Consider the following 16,437-nt stretch of genomic DNA (forward strand, 5'->3'; position numbering starts at 1 on the left):
AGCGAGGCCTGATGCCGACAGGCGCTGCACTGAAACATCTTGCGCGGGCTGCCGTGCAGGACGCAGTGGGCTTGGCACCCGCAACGCGGGCAGCGGAAGCCGTCCGGCCATCGGGCCCGCTCCAGCGCCGCCTCGCACTGGGCCTCGGTGCCGTACTGGGCGATGAATGCCGGCAACGACATCCCCGGCTGAAACTGAATCCGATTCTGCGCCATGGTGGCACCCTCCGCTCGCTGTGTAGCCTCAGCGTACGCCCGGGGGTGGCTCACCCTGTGAGCCTGGCTGACTCTCGTCGCTAATCAGGTTCTGTTTTTCACGTTGGGGGATCAATGACTCTTTCAGGGAGAAGTGTGTTCGTTTCTGGGGTGGCAGCTGCGGGGTTGGTGCTAACCGGCTGCGGCGGCGGTGGCGGCGGTGGCGGCGGGGGTGGCGGAAGTAGCAGCACCAACCAGGTGCGCCCGACCCCGCCGGAGGTGGCCCAAACCACCGTTCAGGGCGGTGATACCGTGAAAATCGCGGTGATCGATAACGGTTTCCGCCCGAGTCATGAGGAGTTCGAAGGTCGAATCGCCGGAACCTATGACGTCGTCACCGACTCGACGGACCCGGAAGATGTGGCCTCGGAAGAGGACGTATTCGACCACGGGACCCCGGTATCGGCCCTGATCGCGGGAAACACCTTTGGCATTGCGGGTAACGCAGAGCTGGAGATGATCAGCGCCGGAAGCTCCCTCCTCTCCACACGCATCCGAGATGGTGTAGAGCATGCATCGAGCGTCAATGCGCGCGTGATCAACTTTTCCCTGACGCCAATTTGGCGAACCCTGGATCGCGCCGATACGGTCAGCGCGATCCAGTCGGTCGAAGGGCCGGATGAGGCGGCGGTGGGCGCTGTCGTTGTGATGGGTGCGGGGAACAGCAACCGAAATCTTTCGGATCCGGAAGACGGGGATGACCAGCATGACTTCATTGACTACGAGAACCTGACCGAAACCCAGAAGATTTGGGAGAACCTGATCATCGCGGGCGCGGCGTCGGGATATCAGAAGGCGTCCTATAGCAACTACGCGGGGGAAATGGAGGAAATCCAGGATCGCTTCATGGTGGCGCAAGGGACCCATGAAACGGCGCTGGGCGACGATGACGAAGCGACCGGATTTGTCAGCGGTACGTCCTTTGCGACGCCCCTGATTTCCGCCTCTGCCGCGACGATCATTTCGAAGTGGCCGCACCTGACGGCCGCTGAAGTCACGAACCGTCTGCTGGAGACGGCCGATCAAGGTTCCGAGCTGTACGAGCAGAATGACTGCGGTCCCGAAGAGAACCTGAACTGCGGCTATTACTACCTGGGGCAAGGGCATCTGGATCTGGAAGCCGCGATGGAGCCGGACGGTGAAGTGGCGATCGCGGCCGGCGAAGCGGTCGAGGGTGAAACCCACTCGATCGCCGGAACGCATGCGGCCTGGTCGTCGAGCTTCGGCGGTGGTTTCGATACCAACGCCCTGGCAGGTGTGGTCGGTTTCGACGAATTGGGCCGGGACTATGAACTGGACCTGTCGAGCCACAGCTACTCGGTACTGCCCTACGGCCAGCGCCTGGGTGACCGGGTCAACCAGATGGCAACGGCAGTCCTGAATCCGCGGCCGGTCCAAAACGAGATCGCACCGGGGCTGTCCCTGACCAGCCACCACGTCGCGGGGGGTGCAGTCGGCGCCAGCGAGATGCGGTTGGATACCGGTGTGGTCGAACTGTCGGCCTTTGGGTTCCACCAGGGCGAAACCGGGATCATGGATCCGTGGGCGCCGGAGAGCGGGATGGCGATGCTGTCCGACGGTTCGGGCGGTCTGTCGCACCTGCTGGACCGGGGCGCGGGCTTCGGGGTGACACTGCCGATGTCCGATCGCATGGCGCTGGATGTCGGGCACTATGCCGGCTCGGCGAACCGGGGTGACGACAATCTGTACGCCGGGTATCGGCAGGCCCGTACCGATGTGGCTATGCGCTTCGCCGCAACCGACGCGCTGGAACTGGAAGCCGGATACGGCCAGCGCCATGAAGACGGCGGCCTGCTGGGCTCGCGGGGCAATGGCGCCCTGTCGCTCGGAGACAGCTCCACCACGGGCATCGTGTCGGTGGGTGCGAACTACTCGATGGGCGACCACTTCGGCCTGATGGCCCGGTATGAGCGCGGGCATGCGGATGTGGCTGGCGGCCCGGGGATGATCCGCTCCATCGAGGGTCTGACCACCGAGCAGTCGGCATTGGGTGTCACCTTCGAGCGGGATCAGCACGAGGCGATCTTTATGGTCAGTCAGCCGCTGCGCGTCACCGGCGGCACCGCCAACCTGAACGTGCCGGTGGGGCGTGACCTGGACGGCAACGTGATCCGCGAGGAACGCAGCGCCAGTCTGGCCGCGGCCGGTCGTCAGCAAGACGTTGAGCTGGGGTATGCCTACGCACCGAGCCAAGACAGCCGGCTGAACGTGAACCTGCTGTACTCCAATAACCCGGACCATCAGGACGGTTCCGATGTGGCCGGTGTTGCCACCTTCTCGAAGCGGTTCTAAGCCATGATGATGCGCACACTCACCTGCAACCGGGCGGCCCTCGCGGCCGCCCTCATTCTCCCCCTGGCGGCCTGTGCCGGAGCGGATATGAACAACGACGCCGATATCCACGGCTACCAGTACGATGCGGAGGGCCACCCGGTGGCCGCGTTCGTCTTTCACGGTTTCGACGAGCGCGACTGTGCCCAGTACAGCCTTCGACCCCTGCGGGACGACATGGCCGCCGTGGGCGCGATGTTTGTCTGGGATGGCGAAGAGTTCGTTCTGGATCAAGATGCCTGCAAGCCCGGGGCTACGCCTCGATGAAGCAGTCACCTTGGCGGGATTAATGACCTTGTAGGGTCAGAATCATTGCCTGCATTGACTGGGAGCGGTAGCGCTCGGCGTGGCGGACCCAGCCGAGCTGGCGGGTGATGGGTGGGGCGGGCCATTCGAGGATGGCCAGGTCGTCGGTGGCCATGGTGCGGGGGAGGAAGCCGATGCCGAGGCCGGCGGCGATCATCATGCGGATGACCTCCAGGTACGGGCTCTCCTGGGCGGCGGCGGGGTGCAGAGCCTGTGCGGCCAGGGCCTGGTCGATCTGGCGGCGGGTGGTGGAGCCCAATGGCGGCAGGATCGCCGGCCAGTCATGCAGCCGTTGCAGTGTCTCCAGCGGGGCCTCCTGGGCGCGGCCGCGGGCGATCATTGGGACCAGATCGTCGGTCCAGACGGGCTGGGCCTCCGAGCCCTTCGGCAGGTCGTCGGGCAGGGTGGCCAGGGCCAGATCGGCGTCGCCGTGCATGACCGCCTCGATGCCGGCCTCGGAGTCCATGAACGCGAGTTCCAGCTCCAGCTCGGGGTAGCGGGTGCGCAGGGCGGCCAGCGGGGCGGGCAGGCGGTGCAGGGCGATGTGGTGCGAGGTGGCGAGGCGGATGCGGCCACGCACGACATGGTCGAGGTCGGCCACCTGCTGCTCGATCGCGTGCAGGCGGGCCAGGATCTCGCGGGCCTCGGGCAGCAGGCGCGCGGCGACCTCGTTGGGGCGCACGCGGCGCCCCTGACGCTCGAACAGGGGGCGTTCTAGCGTGGCCTCCAGTGACTGGATGCGCTTGCTGATCGCCGGCTGGGTCAGGTGCAGCCGCTCGGCCGCGGCGGAGAAAGCGCCGGTATCGACCACCGCCACGAAGGCCTGCAGGGACTCGATGCTGAGCTGTTCCGGGCGCATCCTCCGCCTCCGTGGGATAATGAACGGCTGACTGGTGCGACTCCGCATCGCCAATCCATAACCATATGGAATGATAAAGATAATAAATCGGATTTGAAAGAATGGAATAGCGGCCGCAGACTGGCAATGCGGTGGTGCCGCTCGTCTGTAGGAGGCCAGCCCTCTGGCCGATTGGTCCCGACGTCGGATCGGCCAGTGGGCTGGCCTCCTACAGGGGGCTTTGGCGGCCGCGCATCGAAAACATGGCTGGAACATCGCGGCGCGGCCGCGGGAGCAGGTAATGGCAGGCAAGACACTGTACGACAAGCTGTGGGAGGCGCATGTGGTGCGCGAGGAGCCGGATGGCTCGACGCTGCTCTACATCGACCGGCACCTGGTGCACGAGGTGACCAGCCCGCAGGCCTTCGAGGGTCTGCGTCTGGCCGGGCGCACGCCCTGGCGCGGGGATTCCGTGCTGGCGGTGCCGGATCACAATGTGCCCACCGCTGATCGGGACAAGGGCATCGCGGATCCGGTCTCGCGCACCCAGGTGGAGACGCTGGAGACCAACGTCACGAGCCTGGGGCTGAAGTTCTTCCCGATGGCCGATGTGCGCCAGGGCATCGTGCATGTGATCGGCCCCGAGCAGGGCGCGACCCTGCCGGGCATGACGGTCGTCTGCGGCGACTCGCATACCTCCACCCACGGCGCGCTGGGCGCGCTGGCCTTCGGCATCGGCACCTCCGAGGTCGAGCATGTGCTGGCCACGCAGTGCCTGTGGCAGAAGAAGACCAGGGCCATGCAGATCCGCGTGGAGGGCGAGCTGCGCCCGGGCGTGACCGCCAAGGATGTGGTGCTGGCGATCATCGGCCGTATCGGCACCGCCGGCGGTACCGGCTATGCGATCGAGTTCGCCGGCTCGGCGATCCGCAGCCTGTCGATCGAGGGCCGTATGAGCATCTGCAACATGTCCATCGAGGCCGGGGCCCGCGCGGGCATGGTCGCGGTGGACGAGAAGACCATCGAGTATGTACGCAGCAAGCCACAGGCGCCGAGCGGCGAGATGTTCGAACAGGCCGCCGAATACTGGCGCACGCTGGTCTCCGATCCCGATGCCGAATTCGACGCGGTGGTGGAGATGGATGCCGCCGAGATCGCCCCGCAGGTGAGCTGGGGCACCTCGCCGGAGATGGTCGCGCCGATCGACGGCCGCGTGCCGGACCCGGCGGCCGAGTCCGATCCGGTGCGCGCCGAGGGCATGAAGCGTGCGCTGGAGTACATGGATCTGCAGCCGAACACACCGATGACCGAGATTCGTCCCGACAAGGTGTTCATCGGCTCCTGCACGAACTCGCGGATCGAGGACCTGCGCGCGGCCGCCGAGGTGGTCAAGGGCCGCAGGAAGGCCGACAACATCAAGCTGGCGATGGTGGTGCCGGGCTCCGGGCTGGTGAAGCAGCAGGCGGAGCAGGAAGGGCTGGACCGGATCTTTCTGGACGCCGGCTTCGAGTGGCGCGAGCCGGGGTGTTCCATGTGCCTGGCGATGAACGCGGACCGGCTGGAGCCGGGCGAGCGCTGCGCCTCGACCTCGAACCGAAACTTCGAGGGCCGCCAGGGGCAGGGTGGGCGTACCCATCTGGTCAGCCCGGCGCTGGCCGCCGCGGCCGCTGTGGCCGGGCACTTCGTCGAACCGTCGGCACTGAAGGAGGCGTAAGCGATGCAGGCCTTTACCGTACACAAGGGGATTGTCGCGCCGCTGGACCGCTCCAATGTCGACACCGACGCGATCATCCCGAAGCAGTACCTGAAATCGGTCAAGCGCACCGGCTTTGGCCCCAATGCCTTCGATGACTGGCGCTACCTGGACCCGGGCGAGCCCGGCATGGACAGCTCGCAGCGCCGCATCAACCCGGATTTCGTGCTCAACCAGGCGCCATTCGACCAGGCAAGCATCCTGCTGGCGCGCAAGAACTTCGGCTGCGGCTCCTCGCGCGAGCACGCGGTGTGGGCGCTGACCGACTTCGGCTTTCGCGCGGTGATCGCGCCATCGTTTGCGGACATCTTCTTCTCCAACAGCTGCAAGAACGGACTGCTGCCGGTGGTGCTGGCCGAAGACGAGGTGCAGGCACTGTTCGAGCAGGTCGAGGCGAACCCGGGCGCGCAGGTCGAGGTGAACCTGGAAGAGATGACCGTAACGGCGCCGGACGGTACGGTGTTTCGTTTCACGCTCGACGAAGACCGGCGCCATCGCCTGCTGAACGGCCTGGACGATATTGCCCTGACGCTGCAGTACGCCGATGACATTCGCGCCTATGAGGAGCGCCAGCGCCGCGAGTGGCCCTGGATGGCGGAGCACTCGCAGGGCTGAATGGTGCCCCTTGTAGGAGGCCAGCCCCCTGGCCGATTGGGCCTGTCCTGGCGCCCCATCGGCCAGAGGGCTGGCCTCCTACAGGTAGAGAAGAAATTCGATTGATCTGATGGTTAGGAGAGGTTTGTGAGCCGAATTCTGGTATTGCCCGGGGACGGGATCGGGCCCGAGATCGTGGCCGAGGCGCTGAAGGTGCTGGAGCGTGTAGGCGAGATCGGCGGGCTGGATCTGGAGGTCGAGCAGGGCCTGATCGGGGGCGCGGCGCACGATGCGGCAGGTCATCCGTATCCGGACGCTACCCGCGAGGCCGCGCGACGCGCGGATGCGATCCTGCTGGGTGCGGTCGGCGGCCCGCAGTACGAATCGCTGGAGCGCGACCTGCGCCCCGAGCGTGGCCTGCTGGGAATCCGTTCGGATCTGGGGCTGTTCGCGAACCTGCGCCCGGCGATCCTGTATCCGCAGCTGGCCTCGGCCTCCACGCTGAAGCCGGAGGTGGTCAGCGGGCTGGATATCCTGATCGTGCGCGAACTGACTGGCGGGATCTACTTCGGCCAGCCACGCGGGATCGAGGAGCGTAACGGCGAGCGCTACGGCTTCAACACGGCCGCCTACAGCGAATCGGAGATCGAACGCATCGCGCGGGTCGGCTTCGAGGCCGCGATGAAGCGGGGCAAGCGCCTGTGCTCGGTGGACAAGGCCAATGTGCTGGAGGTCTCGGAGCTCTGGCGCGAGGTGGTCGAGCGCGTCGGGAAGGAATTCCCCGAGGTCGAGCTGTCTCACATGTATGTGGACAACGCGGCCATGCAGCTGGTGCGTGATCCCAAGCAGTTCGACGTGATGGTCACCGGCAACATGTTCGGCGACATCCTGTCCGACGCCGCCGCCATGCTGACCGGGTCCATCGGCATGCTGCCCTCGGCCTCGCTGAACAGCGAGGGGGTCGGTCTGTACGAGCCGATCCACGGCTCCGCGCCGGATATCGCCGGGCAGGGCAAGGCCAATCCGATGGCAACCGTGCTGTCGGTCGCGATGCTGCTGCGCCACAGCCTGAACCGCAATGACCTGGCCGAGCGCATCGAACAGGCCGTGGGTCGGGTGCTGGATCAGGGCCTGCGCACGCCGGACATCTTCGGCGAGGGCATGACGCTGGTCGGCACCCAGGGGATGGGTGATGCCCTGGTGTCCGCGCTGGATGACTAACGAAATATCAGTAGCTTGAAGATTAAAATTAAACCGGGAATGAACGATGAGTGACCGCAAGTTTGACGTGGCCGTGGTGGGCGCAACCGGCGCCGTCGGCGAGACCCTGCTCTCCATCCTGGCCGAGCGCGACCTGCCGCTGGGCCGGGTGCATGCGCTGGCCAGTGCGCGCTCGGTCGGCAAAACGGTCGCCTTCGGCCGCCGCGAGCTGGAGGTGGAGGACCTGGCCACCTTCGATTTCTCCACCGTGCAGATCGGGCTGTTCTCGCCGGGGGCCTCGGTGTCCGCGGAGTACGCGCCGAAGGCGGCCGCGGCCGGCTGCGTGGTGATCGACAACACCTCGCAGTTTCGCTACGACCCGGAGATCCCGCTGGTCGTGCCGGAGGTCAACCCGGATGCGGTGGGGGACTACACCCGCCACGGGATCATCGCGAACCCGAACTGCTCCACCATCCAGATGCTGGTGGCGCTGAAGCCGCTGCACGACGCGGTCGGTATCGAGCGCATCAACGTCGCGACGTACCAGGCCGTCTCCGGCACCGGCAAGGATGCGATCGAGGAACTGGCCCACCAGACGGCGGCACTGCTGAACGGCCGCCCGGTGGAGTGCAACGTCTATCCCAAGCAGATCGCGTTCAACGCGCTGCCGCACATCGATGTCTTCCAGGACAACGGCTACACCAAGGAAGAGATGAAGATGGTCTGGGAGACCCGCAAGATCATGGGCGACGAGTCCATCCTGGTGAACCCGACCGCGGTGCGCATCCCGGTGTTCTACGGCCATTCCGAGGCCCTGCATATCGAGACCCGCGAGAAGATCAGTGCGGAAAAGGCCCGCGAGATCCTGTCCGCCGCGCCGGGGATCACGGTGCTCGACAAGCACGAGGACGGGGGCTATCCGACCGCCGTGACCGAGGGTTCCGGCAAGGACGCCGTGTTCGTCGGGCGTATCCGCGAGGACATCTCGCACCCGCGCGGGCTGGACCTGTGGGTAGTCTCGGACAACGTGCGCAAGGGGGCTGCGCTGAACACAATCCAGATCGCGGAGGTTTTGATCCGCGATTACCTGTGATTTAATCCGGGAAAACGCCGGGCATCGGCCCGGCACATTCGTGGCCAGGGGGTCGCCAGCCGTACTGGCGGGGGCGTTTAGGCCACGCGGCACTTTCAGGGGGAATTCGTGCGCAAGTTTCTGGTTGGGTTTTTGTTCTTGCTGCTGGTGGCCCCGGCGTCGTCAAGCTCCGTGGGCTTTGGTGAAGTCAACCTGCAATCCTTCCTGAACCAGCCCTTGCGGGCGGAGATTCCCTTGCGCGGCGCCTCGGGGGTCGCGGACTCCCTCCGCATTCGCCAGGCGTCCGAGGATGCGTACCGCCGTGCCGGTCTCAACCGAGGGAGTGTTCCGGGTGACCTGAACATCCAGCTGGATGGCGATCGCGTGATCCTGACCACCCGCCGGCCGGTGCGCGAACCGTACGTCGGGATTCTGCTGGAGGCGCGCTGGGATGGCGGGCGTGCCATGCGAGAGGTCTCCCTGCTGCTGGACCCGCCCGGGACCATGCCGTCCGGGGCCTCGGCACCTTCTGTGAGCCAGGCCGACGCCGCGGCGCCACGCACGCCCCGCGCCGGTGAAACCCTCCAGGTTCGCAGTGGCGATACGCTCTACGCGATCGTGCGCCGCAGCGGGATCTCCGGTTACAGCGACGAGCAGGCCATGCTCGCCTTCCTGGATGCCAATCCCCAGGCCTTTATCGGGAACAATATCAACGCACTCCGGGCGGACGCCGAGCTGCGCACGCCGTCGCGCGAACAACTGGAGGCCCGCAGCGCCGCTGCGGCGCGCGCCGAGGTGGCCGACCAGACCCGCTCGTGGCAGGAGTCTGCGCGCGCCGCGCAGGAAGAGCCCGAGCCGGCACCGGCCGATGACGCCGTGGCCGCCGCCGAAGAGGACGCGGCGGTGGAGGACGACGCGGCCGCCGTCGAGGACGAAGAGACGGTCGCGGCCGAAGAGTCCGAGCCAGCGGCGGAGGATGACGCCGCTGCGGTCGCGGACACCGATACGGCGGTGGCCGAGGATGATCCCGCGGTTGCCGAGGAGTCCGTCGCCGACGAAGGGGTGGAAGACCGCCTGGAGATCGTGGCCGATCTGCTGCCGGAAGACGCTGAAGCCGGTGTGGCGCAGGGAGGTTCCGAGGAACTGCTCCAGGAGGCGCTGTTGTCCCAGCGCGCCGAGATGGAGGGGATGCGCGAGGAGCTCTCCGAACTGCGCGAAGAACTCGGGGAACGCGGTCGTCTGGCCGAGATCTCCAGCGAGAACATGGCCGAACTCGAGGAGCAGCTGAGCCAGCTGCGCGCCGAGCGCGAACAGCTGCGTACCCGCCTGGATCGCGCCGATGCGGAGCGGAACGCACCGCTGCACGAGCGCATTATGAATGACCCGCTGTTGCTGATGATGGCGATCGCACTGGTGGTCCTGCTGCTGCTGGTACTGCTGGCCTTTGCACGCGGCGGCCGCCGCGAGGTGATGGTGGACGAACGGGGTGCCGGCTTGAAGCCGCGCGCCGACAACAGCAAGGTTCAGGCGTCCGGCGTCGAATCGGCCGGCTATGAGGCGAAGGAAGTCGACCACACCGAAGGTTCGCATTCGGCGATGGCCGGTGCGGCGACCGGCGCCGCGGCCGGGACCATCATGGGGGCTGCCGCGGCCCGATCCGACGACGAGACCGAAACCACGCAGGAGGAATCCGCGCATCCGCCGGCCGAACCGGAGGAAGAGGTCGGGGAAGTCGTGGTTGCCAGCACCAGCGAGGGTGCGGCGGGCATGGACGACGTCCTGGCCGAGGTGGATGTATGCCTGGCCTACGGCATGAATGATCAGGCCGTCGAGACGCTGAACGCGGCGCTCGAAACCAGTCCGGACAACAAGCAGTACCGGCTGAAGCTGGTCGAGGCACTTGTCGCGCTGGAAGACGAGGCGGGTGCGCGCGAGGCCGCGAATGCCCTGCGCGAGCGTCTGGGGCCGGACGACGACCAGATGCGCGATCGTCTTTCGGAGCTGGAATCCCGTCTCGGGAGTTCCGCGGGTTCGGCGGGAGATGCTGCGGCCGATTCGCTGGACGACGCGGTTGCGGGCGACGACTCGGGCTCCGCCGATGCCGACGCGGACAGCAACGAGATCGACTTTTCAGGCCTGGACCTCCCGGACGTCGAGACGTCGGACACTTCGGAGGCTACCGAAGGCACCCCGGCGGGCGACGATGAGGGCCTGTCGTTCGACATTGACGAGAACCTTGAGGACGACCTGGCCTCGGCGGCAGAGGCCGATCGCGATGAAGCCGCGTCCGGAGACGACCTGAATAACCTGTCGTTCGACCTGGACGACAGTGAACTGCCGGATCTGGATGCGCCGGCCAGCGGCGGGGACAGCGGCGAAACCGAGGACAGCGGTTTGTCGATGGACGAGGATCTGCAGGTTCCGGGTGAACCGTCGGCGGCGGCCGGGGATGAGGCAGGGACCGGAGACGACGAAAACGTGACCCGCCTGAGCCTGGCGCAGGCCTATGCCGATATGGGCGATGCGGAAGGGGCGCAGGAGCTGATCGACGAGGTCCTCGCCTCCGGCACGGACGAGCAGAAGCAGGAGGCCGAGGCGATCCGGAGCCAGATCCAGGGCTCCTGATCCTCGGGGTAGAGCCGGCCCTCCAGCAACGGATTGCATCTACCGGCTTGCAGTGTACGGCCCCGCTCGGAGGCGCTCCGGGCGGGGCCTTTTGGTTTCGAGGAGGCTGGCGTGTGACCCCTGCCGAACGATCCAACATCGTGCGATCTGCTTCCCGGGAGGTTTCAGCCGCCGGGTTGGCGATCCTGGGTGTTGTGGCCGCCTCGGCCGCTCTGGTGCCGGCGGATCCGCTGGTGGTCGTCCTGGTGGCCGGCCTGTGCGCCGGGCTGGGGCTGACGGGTGGCGTGGAGTGGCGGCGCGCGGGTCGACTGATGCTGCGGCTCAAGTGGTTTTATCTGTCGCTTGCCGTGTTTTACGGGCTGTGGCCGGCACAAGCGGGAGGCGCGTTCCAGGGGCTGCAGGAGGCGGGCTGGCGGATTGTCGCGCTGATGCTCGTGGTCGTGCTGGTCGTGTGGTTGACGGGGCGGTTCTCGCGATCGGCGCTGGTGGGCGCGCTTGGTGCGCTCCTGGGCGGGCCGTGCCAGGTACTGGGGGGCTGGGGCGAGCGTTTCGCTCGGCGGCTGTTCCTGGCACTGGCCTTGTTCGAGGACGAGAAGGCCGCCGTCGAGCAGCGTCGCGCAGGCCTGCGTGGATCCCGCGGCGCGCGGCTGCTGGCGGTCCGGGAGTGGCTGGTTGAGCGGCTGGACCAGGCGCTGGCGGGGGGGGCGGAGCTGCAACCGGAGGCCTGGAAGGCAGACGCGGGAAATGCGGAGGGAGGCGTGCCCTGGTGGGGCCTGGCCTGGCTCTGGGGGGGCGTGATGTTGGTCTGGGCGGCTTTGTTGGGGGGCTGGATTGAATAGCGAGCGAGAACGCGTGCATGGCGGAGTCGCGACGCCCGGGGCCGATGCGGACGCGATGGCACCCCAGCGCTGGGCGCTTGGCGTGGAATACGACGGACGCGGGCTGCTGGGCTGGCAGCGCCAGAAGGATGGCCCCAGTGTCCAGGGGCATCTGGAGGCAGCGCTGGGGTTCGTGGCGAATCATTCGGTGGAACTGGTCTGTGCCGGGCGCACGGATGCGGGGGTGCATGCCACGGCACAGGTGGTGCATTTCGATACGCCGGCCCGGCGCGAGCCCCATGCGTGGATTCTGGGGGCCAACAGCCGCCTCCCGGACGCGATTGCGGTGACCTGGGCGCAGGCGGTGCCCGCGACCTTCCATGCGCGGTTCAGCGCGTTCGGGCGGCGCTATCGCTATGTGATCGCGAACCGCGAGATTCGACCGGCGCTGGAGGCGGGGCGGGTGTCCTGGTGGCGCCGACCACTGGACGCCGAACGGATGCATCAGGCCGGCCAGGCCTTCGTTGGCGAGCAGGACTTCAGCAGCCTTCGGGCGGCGGCGTGCCAGGCGAAATCGCCGGTGCGTTGCGTGCATTCGCTGTCGGTACGCCGCCAGGGGCATTACGTGGTCCTTGATGTTCATGCGAATGCCTTTCTGCACCACATGGTGCGGAACATCGCGGGTGTGCTGCTGGCGGTCGGGGACGGCCGGGCCGATCCGGACTGGCCCCGGGAGGTGCTGGGGGCGCGGGATCGACGGGCTTCTGGTATCACGGCCCCGGCGGGCGGGCTTTATTTCGTGCATGTCGACTACCCTTCGGAGTTTGCGCTGCCGCTGGCCGCCGGACCGGTCGTCGATGGCGTTCCGGGGAATGGGGCGGGGTGATTACGGGAAAGCCGGGCCTGCGCTCGGGTTCTGGTAGGCTTGCGGCTGCGTTTTTCGAGATGGCGGGCATGCGCTACAGGGTCAAGATCTGCGGAATCACCACGGTGGAGCAGGCGCTTTCCGCGGCTCGGGCCGGGGCGGATGCGATCGGGCTTGTGTTTCACGCCCCGAGCCGGCGGGCCGTGGAACCGGCGCAGGCGGCGGCGATTGCGGCCGCGCTGCCGCCGTTCGTGACCACGGTGGGGTTGTTCGTGGACCCCGAGCCTGCGCGTGTGGAACAGGTCCTGCGGACGGCAGGACTGGACTGCCTGCAGTTTCACGGGCACGAGAGCGCGACGGCCTGCGCGCGTTTCGGGCGGCCCTACCTGAAGGCGATCGCGATGGGGGACGGGGACGATCCGCGCTCGGCAATGGACGCGCATCCCGATGCCCAGGGGTTTCTCCTGGACAGCCACGGTGGCGGGCGCAGCGGCGGCTCGGGGCATCGCTTCGACTGGCAGCGTGTGCCCGATGCCCTGGAACGGCCGTGGTTGCTGGCCGGGGGACTGGATGCAGACTCGGTGCGGGAGGCGCTGGAACACCTGCGCCCGTACGGGGTCGATGTGAGTTCCGGGGTGGAATCCGCGCCCGGGGTCAAGGATGCACGGCGCATGCGGGCCTTCGTGCGGGCCGTGCGCCAATGCGAGGTGGAGACTGATGAACAAGATTGACTGGGCGGCATTCCCGGATGCCCGCGGGCATTTCGGTCCGTATGGCGGGCGCTTCGTGTCGGAGACGCTGATGGGCGCGCTCGATGAACTGCAGCAGGTGTATGAGCGCTACATCGGGGATCCCGAGTTCATGGCGGAACTGGACCACGACCTGAAGCAGTTCGTCGGACGGCCGAACCCGCTGTATCACGCCGAGCGCCTGTCGCGGGAGCTCGGCGGGGCGCAGATCTACCTGAAGCGCGAGGACCTGAACCACACCGGTGCGCACAAGGTGAACAACACCATCGGGCAGGCGCTGCTGGCGAAGAAGCTGGGCAAGAAGCGGATCATTGCCGAGACCGGCGCCGGTCAGCACGGGGTGGCGACCGCGACCGTGGCCGCGCGTCTGGGGCTGGAATGCGTGATCTACATGGGCGAAGAGGACACCCGGCGGCAGTCCCAGAACGTCTATCGCATGCGCCTGCTGGGCGCCGAGGTGGTGGGGGTCAAATCCGGCACGCGCACGCTGAAGGATGCCCTGAACGAGGCGATGCGGGACTGGGTGACCAACGTCGACGACACCTTCTACATCATCGGTACGGTGGCCGGTCCACACCCCTACCCGGCGATGGTGCGCGACTTTCAGGCGGTGATCGGCCGCGAGGCGCGCGAGCAGCATCTGGCAATGACCGGCAAGCTGCCGGATACCCTGGTGGCCTGCGTGGGCGGGGGATCCAATGCGATCGGGCTGTTCCATCCGTTCCTGGGCGATGAGTCGGTGGCGATGATCGGGGTCGAGGCCGGCGGGGACGGGGTCGAGACGGGCCGGCATTCCGCGCCATTGTGCGCGGGCCAGCCGGGCGTGCTGCATGGCAACCGGACCTATCTGATGGAGGACGAGAACGGCCAGATCATCGGCACGCACTCGGTCTCGGCGGGGCTCGACTACCCGGGCGTGGGGCCGGAGCATGCGTGGCTCAAGGACATCGGCCGGGTCGATTACGTGTCGGTGACCGATGATCAGGCCCTGGCCGGGTTCCACCGCCTGACCCGCACCGAGGGGATCATCCCGGCGCTGGAGACCAGTCACGCGATTGCCCATGTGCTGGACCTGGCCCCCGAGATGCGCGCTGACCAGAGCATCATCATCAATCTGTCCGGGCGCGGCGACAAGGACCTGAACACCGTGGCCGAACGCGAGGGGATTACGCTATGAGCCGAATCGAGCAGCGCTTTGCGGAACTGCGCGAACAGAATCGCGCCGCGTTGATTCCCTATGTGACGGCCGGCGACCCGGAGCCGGGCGCGACCGTGCCCCTGATGCACGCGCTGGTGGAGGCCGGGGCCGACCTGATCGAGCTGGGGGTGCCGTTCTCGGATCCGATGGCCGATGGTCCGGTGATCCAGAAGGCCTGCGAACGCGCGCTGCGCTTCGGCACCGGCTTGCGCGACGTGCTGGCGATGGTGGCCGAGTTTCGCAAGTCCGACACCACCACGCCCGTGGTGCTGATGGGCTATCTGAACCCGGTGGAACGCATGGGTTACGACGCCTTTGCCGAGACCGCACAGGCGGCCGGGCTCGACGGGCTTCTGACGGTGGACCTGCCGCCGGAGGAAAGCGAGGACGTGGTCGGGTTGCTGGAACAGTCCGGGATCGATCCGATCTTCCTGATCGCGCCGACCACCTCGGAGACGCGTATCGACCATGTGGCGCGGGCCGCCCGCGGCTTCGTGTACTACGTGTCCCTGAAGGGCGTGACCGGCTCGCAGAGCCTGGATGTCTCGGCCCTGTCCGCGCGTCTGGACGGTCTGCGACGGCACACCGGGCTGCCGCTGGGGGTGGGCTTCGGCATCCGCGATGCCGAGACCGCTGCACAGGTGGCGCGGGTCGCCGATGCCGTGGTGGTGGGCAGCGCGATCGTGCGCCTGGCCGAGGAGCACGACGGGGACGGCGACGGTTTCGCCCGGGCCGCGGCGGCCGTGGTCCGGGAGATGCGCAGTGCCATGGATGCGGCGCGCTCCCCGGGCGCGGCGGCCACGGTGTAGAATGCGCGGCGCCGATTCGGACGACGGGGAGACGGCATGAGCTGGTTCGAGAAGTTGATGCCTTCGCGCATCCGCACCGACAACGCGACCAAGCGCGGGGTCCCGGAGGGCCTGTGGGTCCGCTGCGAGGGCTGTGACGCGACGCTGTACCGCCCCGAGGTGGAGCGCAATCTCGACGTCTGCCCGAAGTGCGGCCATCACCGCCGGATGAGCGCCCGTCGGCGGCTCGAGACCTTCCTGGATGCCGAGGGCCGCGAGGAGATCGCGGCCGATATCGAATCCTCGGATGTGCTGAAATTCCGCGATTCCAAGAAGTACAAGGATCGCCTGGTGGCCGCCCAGAAGGCCACCGGCGAGCGTGACGCCCTGGTGGTCATGCAGGGGCAGTTGCTGGGCCGCCCGCTGGTGGCCTCCGCCTTCGATTTCCGCTTCATGGGGGGCTCCATGGGCTCCGCGGTGGGCGAGCGCTTCGTGCGCGGGGCCAATCGCTCCCTGGAGCAGGGCATCCCGCTGGTGTGCTTCAGCGCCTCTGGTGGGGCGCGTATGCAGGAGGCGCTGTTCTCGTTGCTGCAGATGGCCAAGACCAGTGCGGTGCTGGCGCGCCTGCAGGAAGAGCGCATCCCGTTCATCTCGGTGATGACGGATCCGACCATGGGCGGCGTCTCGGCCAGCCTGGCGATGCTGGGCGATCTCAACGTGGCCGAGCCGAACGCGCTGATCGGCTTTGCCGGACCGCGCGTGATCCAGCAGACCGTGCGCGAGACCCTGCCGGAAGGTTTTCAGCGATCGGAGTTCCTGCTGGAGCACGGTGCGATCGACATGATCGTGGACCGCCGCGACATGCGCAGCCGTCTGGCGACGGTGCTGGGCATGCTGACGCACGGGCCGGCGCCCGGGTCCGATGCGGGTGAGGAGGATGCCGAGGGGGCCGTCGAGGTGATCAGCCCCGAGGACGGGGCGGATGTGGAACGCGTCGACCCGCCGCGTTCCTCCTGAGGCGGCCG

General features: G+C 67.4%; 15 protein-coding genes. 13 read left to right on the forward strand and 2 right to left on the reverse strand.

Annotation, left to right across the window (positions count from 1 at the left end; genetic code table 11):
- Positions 1 to 215, reverse strand: a 215-nt coding sequence (locus D106_RS14350; RefSeq protein ID WP_038045970.1) for a transposase, incomplete at its 3' end; no start/stop codon positions are given.
- 114 nt (positions 216 to 329) lie between these two features.
- Between D106_RS14350 and D106_RS0112775 the strand changes: the two genes are divergently transcribed.
- Positions 330 to 2,567 (forward strand): S8 family serine peptidase, encoded by a 2,238-nt coding sequence (locus tag D106_RS0112775; RefSeq protein ID WP_369773056.1) that lies wholly within the window; start codon positions 330 to 332, stop codon positions 2,565 to 2,567.
- Between the two features lie 87 nt (positions 2,568 to 2,654).
- The gene (locus D106_RS0112780; RefSeq protein WP_051077465.1) at positions 2,655 to 2,873 is read left to right on the forward strand and encodes a hypothetical protein; all 219 of its coding nucleotides are present in this window, start codon (positions 2,655 to 2,657) and stop codon (positions 2,871 to 2,873) included.
- 19 nt (positions 2,874 to 2,892) lie between these two features.
- Here the strand turns inward: D106_RS0112780 and D106_RS0112785 are convergent, their stop codons facing one another.
- Complete coding sequence (locus tag D106_RS0112785; protein WP_018880280.1) at positions 2,893 to 3,771, reverse strand: LysR family transcriptional regulator; 879 nt, start codon at positions 3,769 to 3,771, stop codon at positions 2,893 to 2,895.
- 280 nt (positions 3,772 to 4,051) lie between these two features.
- Here D106_RS0112785 and leuC point away from each other — a divergent pair, with 280 nt between their 5' ends.
- From leuC to accD, 11 genes are all read left to right on the forward strand, one after another.
- A complete protein-coding gene (gene leuC / locus D106_RS0112790) occupies positions 4,052 to 5,464 on the forward strand; it encodes a 3-isopropylmalate dehydratase large subunit (protein WP_018880281.1) in 1,413 nt (470 codons plus the stop codon).
- Positions 5,465 to 5,467: 3 nt separating this feature from the next.
- Positions 5,468 to 6,118 (forward strand): 3-isopropylmalate dehydratase small subunit, encoded by a 651-nt coding sequence (gene leuD / locus D106_RS0112795; RefSeq protein ID WP_018880282.1) that lies wholly within the window; start codon positions 5,468 to 5,470, stop codon positions 6,116 to 6,118.
- A 126-nt stretch (positions 6,119 to 6,244) separates the two neighbouring features.
- A complete protein-coding gene (leuB, locus tag D106_RS0112800; RefSeq protein WP_196994418.1) occupies positions 6,245 to 7,318 on the forward strand; it encodes a 3-isopropylmalate dehydrogenase in 1,074 nt (357 codons plus the stop codon).
- A 46-nt stretch (positions 7,319 to 7,364) separates the two neighbouring features.
- The gene (locus D106_RS0112805; RefSeq protein ID WP_018867062.1) at positions 7,365 to 8,390 is read left to right on the forward strand and encodes an aspartate-semialdehyde dehydrogenase; all 1,026 of its coding nucleotides are present in this window, start codon (positions 7,365 to 7,367) and stop codon (positions 8,388 to 8,390) included.
- Between the two features lie 108 nt (positions 8,391 to 8,498).
- On the forward strand, positions 8,499 to 10,994 hold the full coding sequence (locus D106_RS0112810; RefSeq protein ID WP_018880284.1) for a FimV/HubP family polar landmark protein: 2,496 nt from the start codon (positions 8,499 to 8,501) through the stop codon (positions 10,992 to 10,994).
- 176 nt (positions 10,995 to 11,170) lie between these two features.
- Entirely contained in the window at positions 11,171 to 11,833 is a 663-nt protein-coding gene (locus D106_RS0112815) for a hypothetical protein (protein ID WP_018880285.1), read from the forward strand.
- A 55-nt stretch (positions 11,834 to 11,888) separates the two neighbouring features.
- Positions 11,889 to 12,698 (forward strand): tRNA pseudouridine(38-40) synthase TruA, encoded by an 810-nt coding sequence (truA, locus tag D106_RS0112820; RefSeq protein WP_018880286.1) that lies wholly within the window; start codon positions 11,889 to 11,891, stop codon positions 12,696 to 12,698.
- A 68-nt stretch (positions 12,699 to 12,766) separates the two neighbouring features.
- Entirely contained in the window at positions 12,767 to 13,408 is a 642-nt protein-coding gene (locus D106_RS0112825) for a phosphoribosylanthranilate isomerase (protein ID WP_018880287.1), read from the forward strand.
- Positions 13,395 to 14,603 (forward strand): tryptophan synthase subunit beta, encoded by a 1,209-nt coding sequence (gene trpB, locus D106_RS0112830; protein ID WP_018867057.1) that lies wholly within the window; start codon positions 13,395 to 13,397, stop codon positions 14,601 to 14,603. The genes D106_RS0112825 and trpB overlap by 14 nt, the downstream gene beginning before the upstream one ends.
- On the forward strand, positions 14,600 to 15,433 hold the full coding sequence (trpA, locus tag D106_RS0112835) for a tryptophan synthase subunit alpha (RefSeq protein WP_018880288.1): 834 nt from the start codon (positions 14,600 to 14,602) through the stop codon (positions 15,431 to 15,433). The genes trpB and trpA overlap by 4 nt, the downstream gene beginning before the upstream one ends.
- Before the next feature lie 36 nt (positions 15,434 to 15,469).
- A complete protein-coding gene (gene accD, locus D106_RS0112840) occupies positions 15,470 to 16,429 on the forward strand; it encodes an acetyl-CoA carboxylase, carboxyltransferase subunit beta (protein ID WP_018880289.1) in 960 nt (319 codons plus the stop codon).
- The last annotated feature ends 8 nt before the right edge of the window (positions 16,430 to 16,437 follow it).

Origin of the sequence: Thioalkalivibrio sp. ALE9 (assembly GCF_000377445.1) — a bacterium.
GTDB lineage: Bacteria > Pseudomonadota > Gammaproteobacteria > Ectothiorhodospirales > Ectothiorhodospiraceae > Thioalkalivibrio.

What these genes read in the sequence shown, in the direction of transcription:
- accD (WP_018880289.1), top strand. Translation starts at nt 15,470, where the DNA reads ATGAGCTGGTTCGAGAAGTTGATGCCTTCGCGCATCCGCACCGACAAC.
- trpB (WP_018867057.1), top strand. Translation starts at nt 13,395, where the DNA reads ATGAACAAGATTGACTGGGCGGCATTCCCGGATGCCCGCGGGCATTTC.
- D106_RS0112780 (WP_051077465.1), top strand. Translation starts at nt 2,655, where the DNA reads ATGAACAACGACGCCGATATCCACGGCTACCAGTACGATGCGGAGGGC.
- leuC (WP_018880281.1), top strand. Translation starts at nt 4,052, where the DNA reads ATGGCAGGCAAGACACTGTACGACAAGCTGTGGGAGGCGCATGTGGTG.
- trpA (WP_018880288.1), top strand. Translation starts at nt 14,600, where the DNA reads ATGAGCCGAATCGAGCAGCGCTTTGCGGAACTGCGCGAACAGAATCGC.
- truA (WP_018880286.1), top strand. Translation starts at nt 11,889, where the DNA reads ATGGCACCCCAGCGCTGGGCGCTTGGCGTGGAATACGACGGACGCGGG.
- D106_RS0112805 (WP_018867062.1), top strand. Translation starts at nt 7,365, where the DNA reads ATGAGTGACCGCAAGTTTGACGTGGCCGTGGTGGGCGCAACCGGCGCC.
- D106_RS0112775 (WP_369773056.1), top strand. Translation starts at nt 330, where the DNA reads ATGACTCTTTCAGGGAGAAGTGTGTTCGTTTCTGGGGTGGCAGCTGCG.
- D106_RS0112785 (WP_018880280.1), bottom strand. Translation starts at nt 3,771, where the DNA reads ATGCGCCCGGAACAGCTCAGCATCGAGTCCCTGCAGGCCTTCGTGGCG.
- leuD (WP_018880282.1), top strand. Translation starts at nt 5,468, where the DNA reads ATGCAGGCCTTTACCGTACACAAGGGGATTGTCGCGCCGCTGGACCGC.
- D106_RS0112825 (WP_018880287.1), top strand. Translation starts at nt 12,767, where the DNA reads ATGCGCTACAGGGTCAAGATCTGCGGAATCACCACGGTGGAGCAGGCG.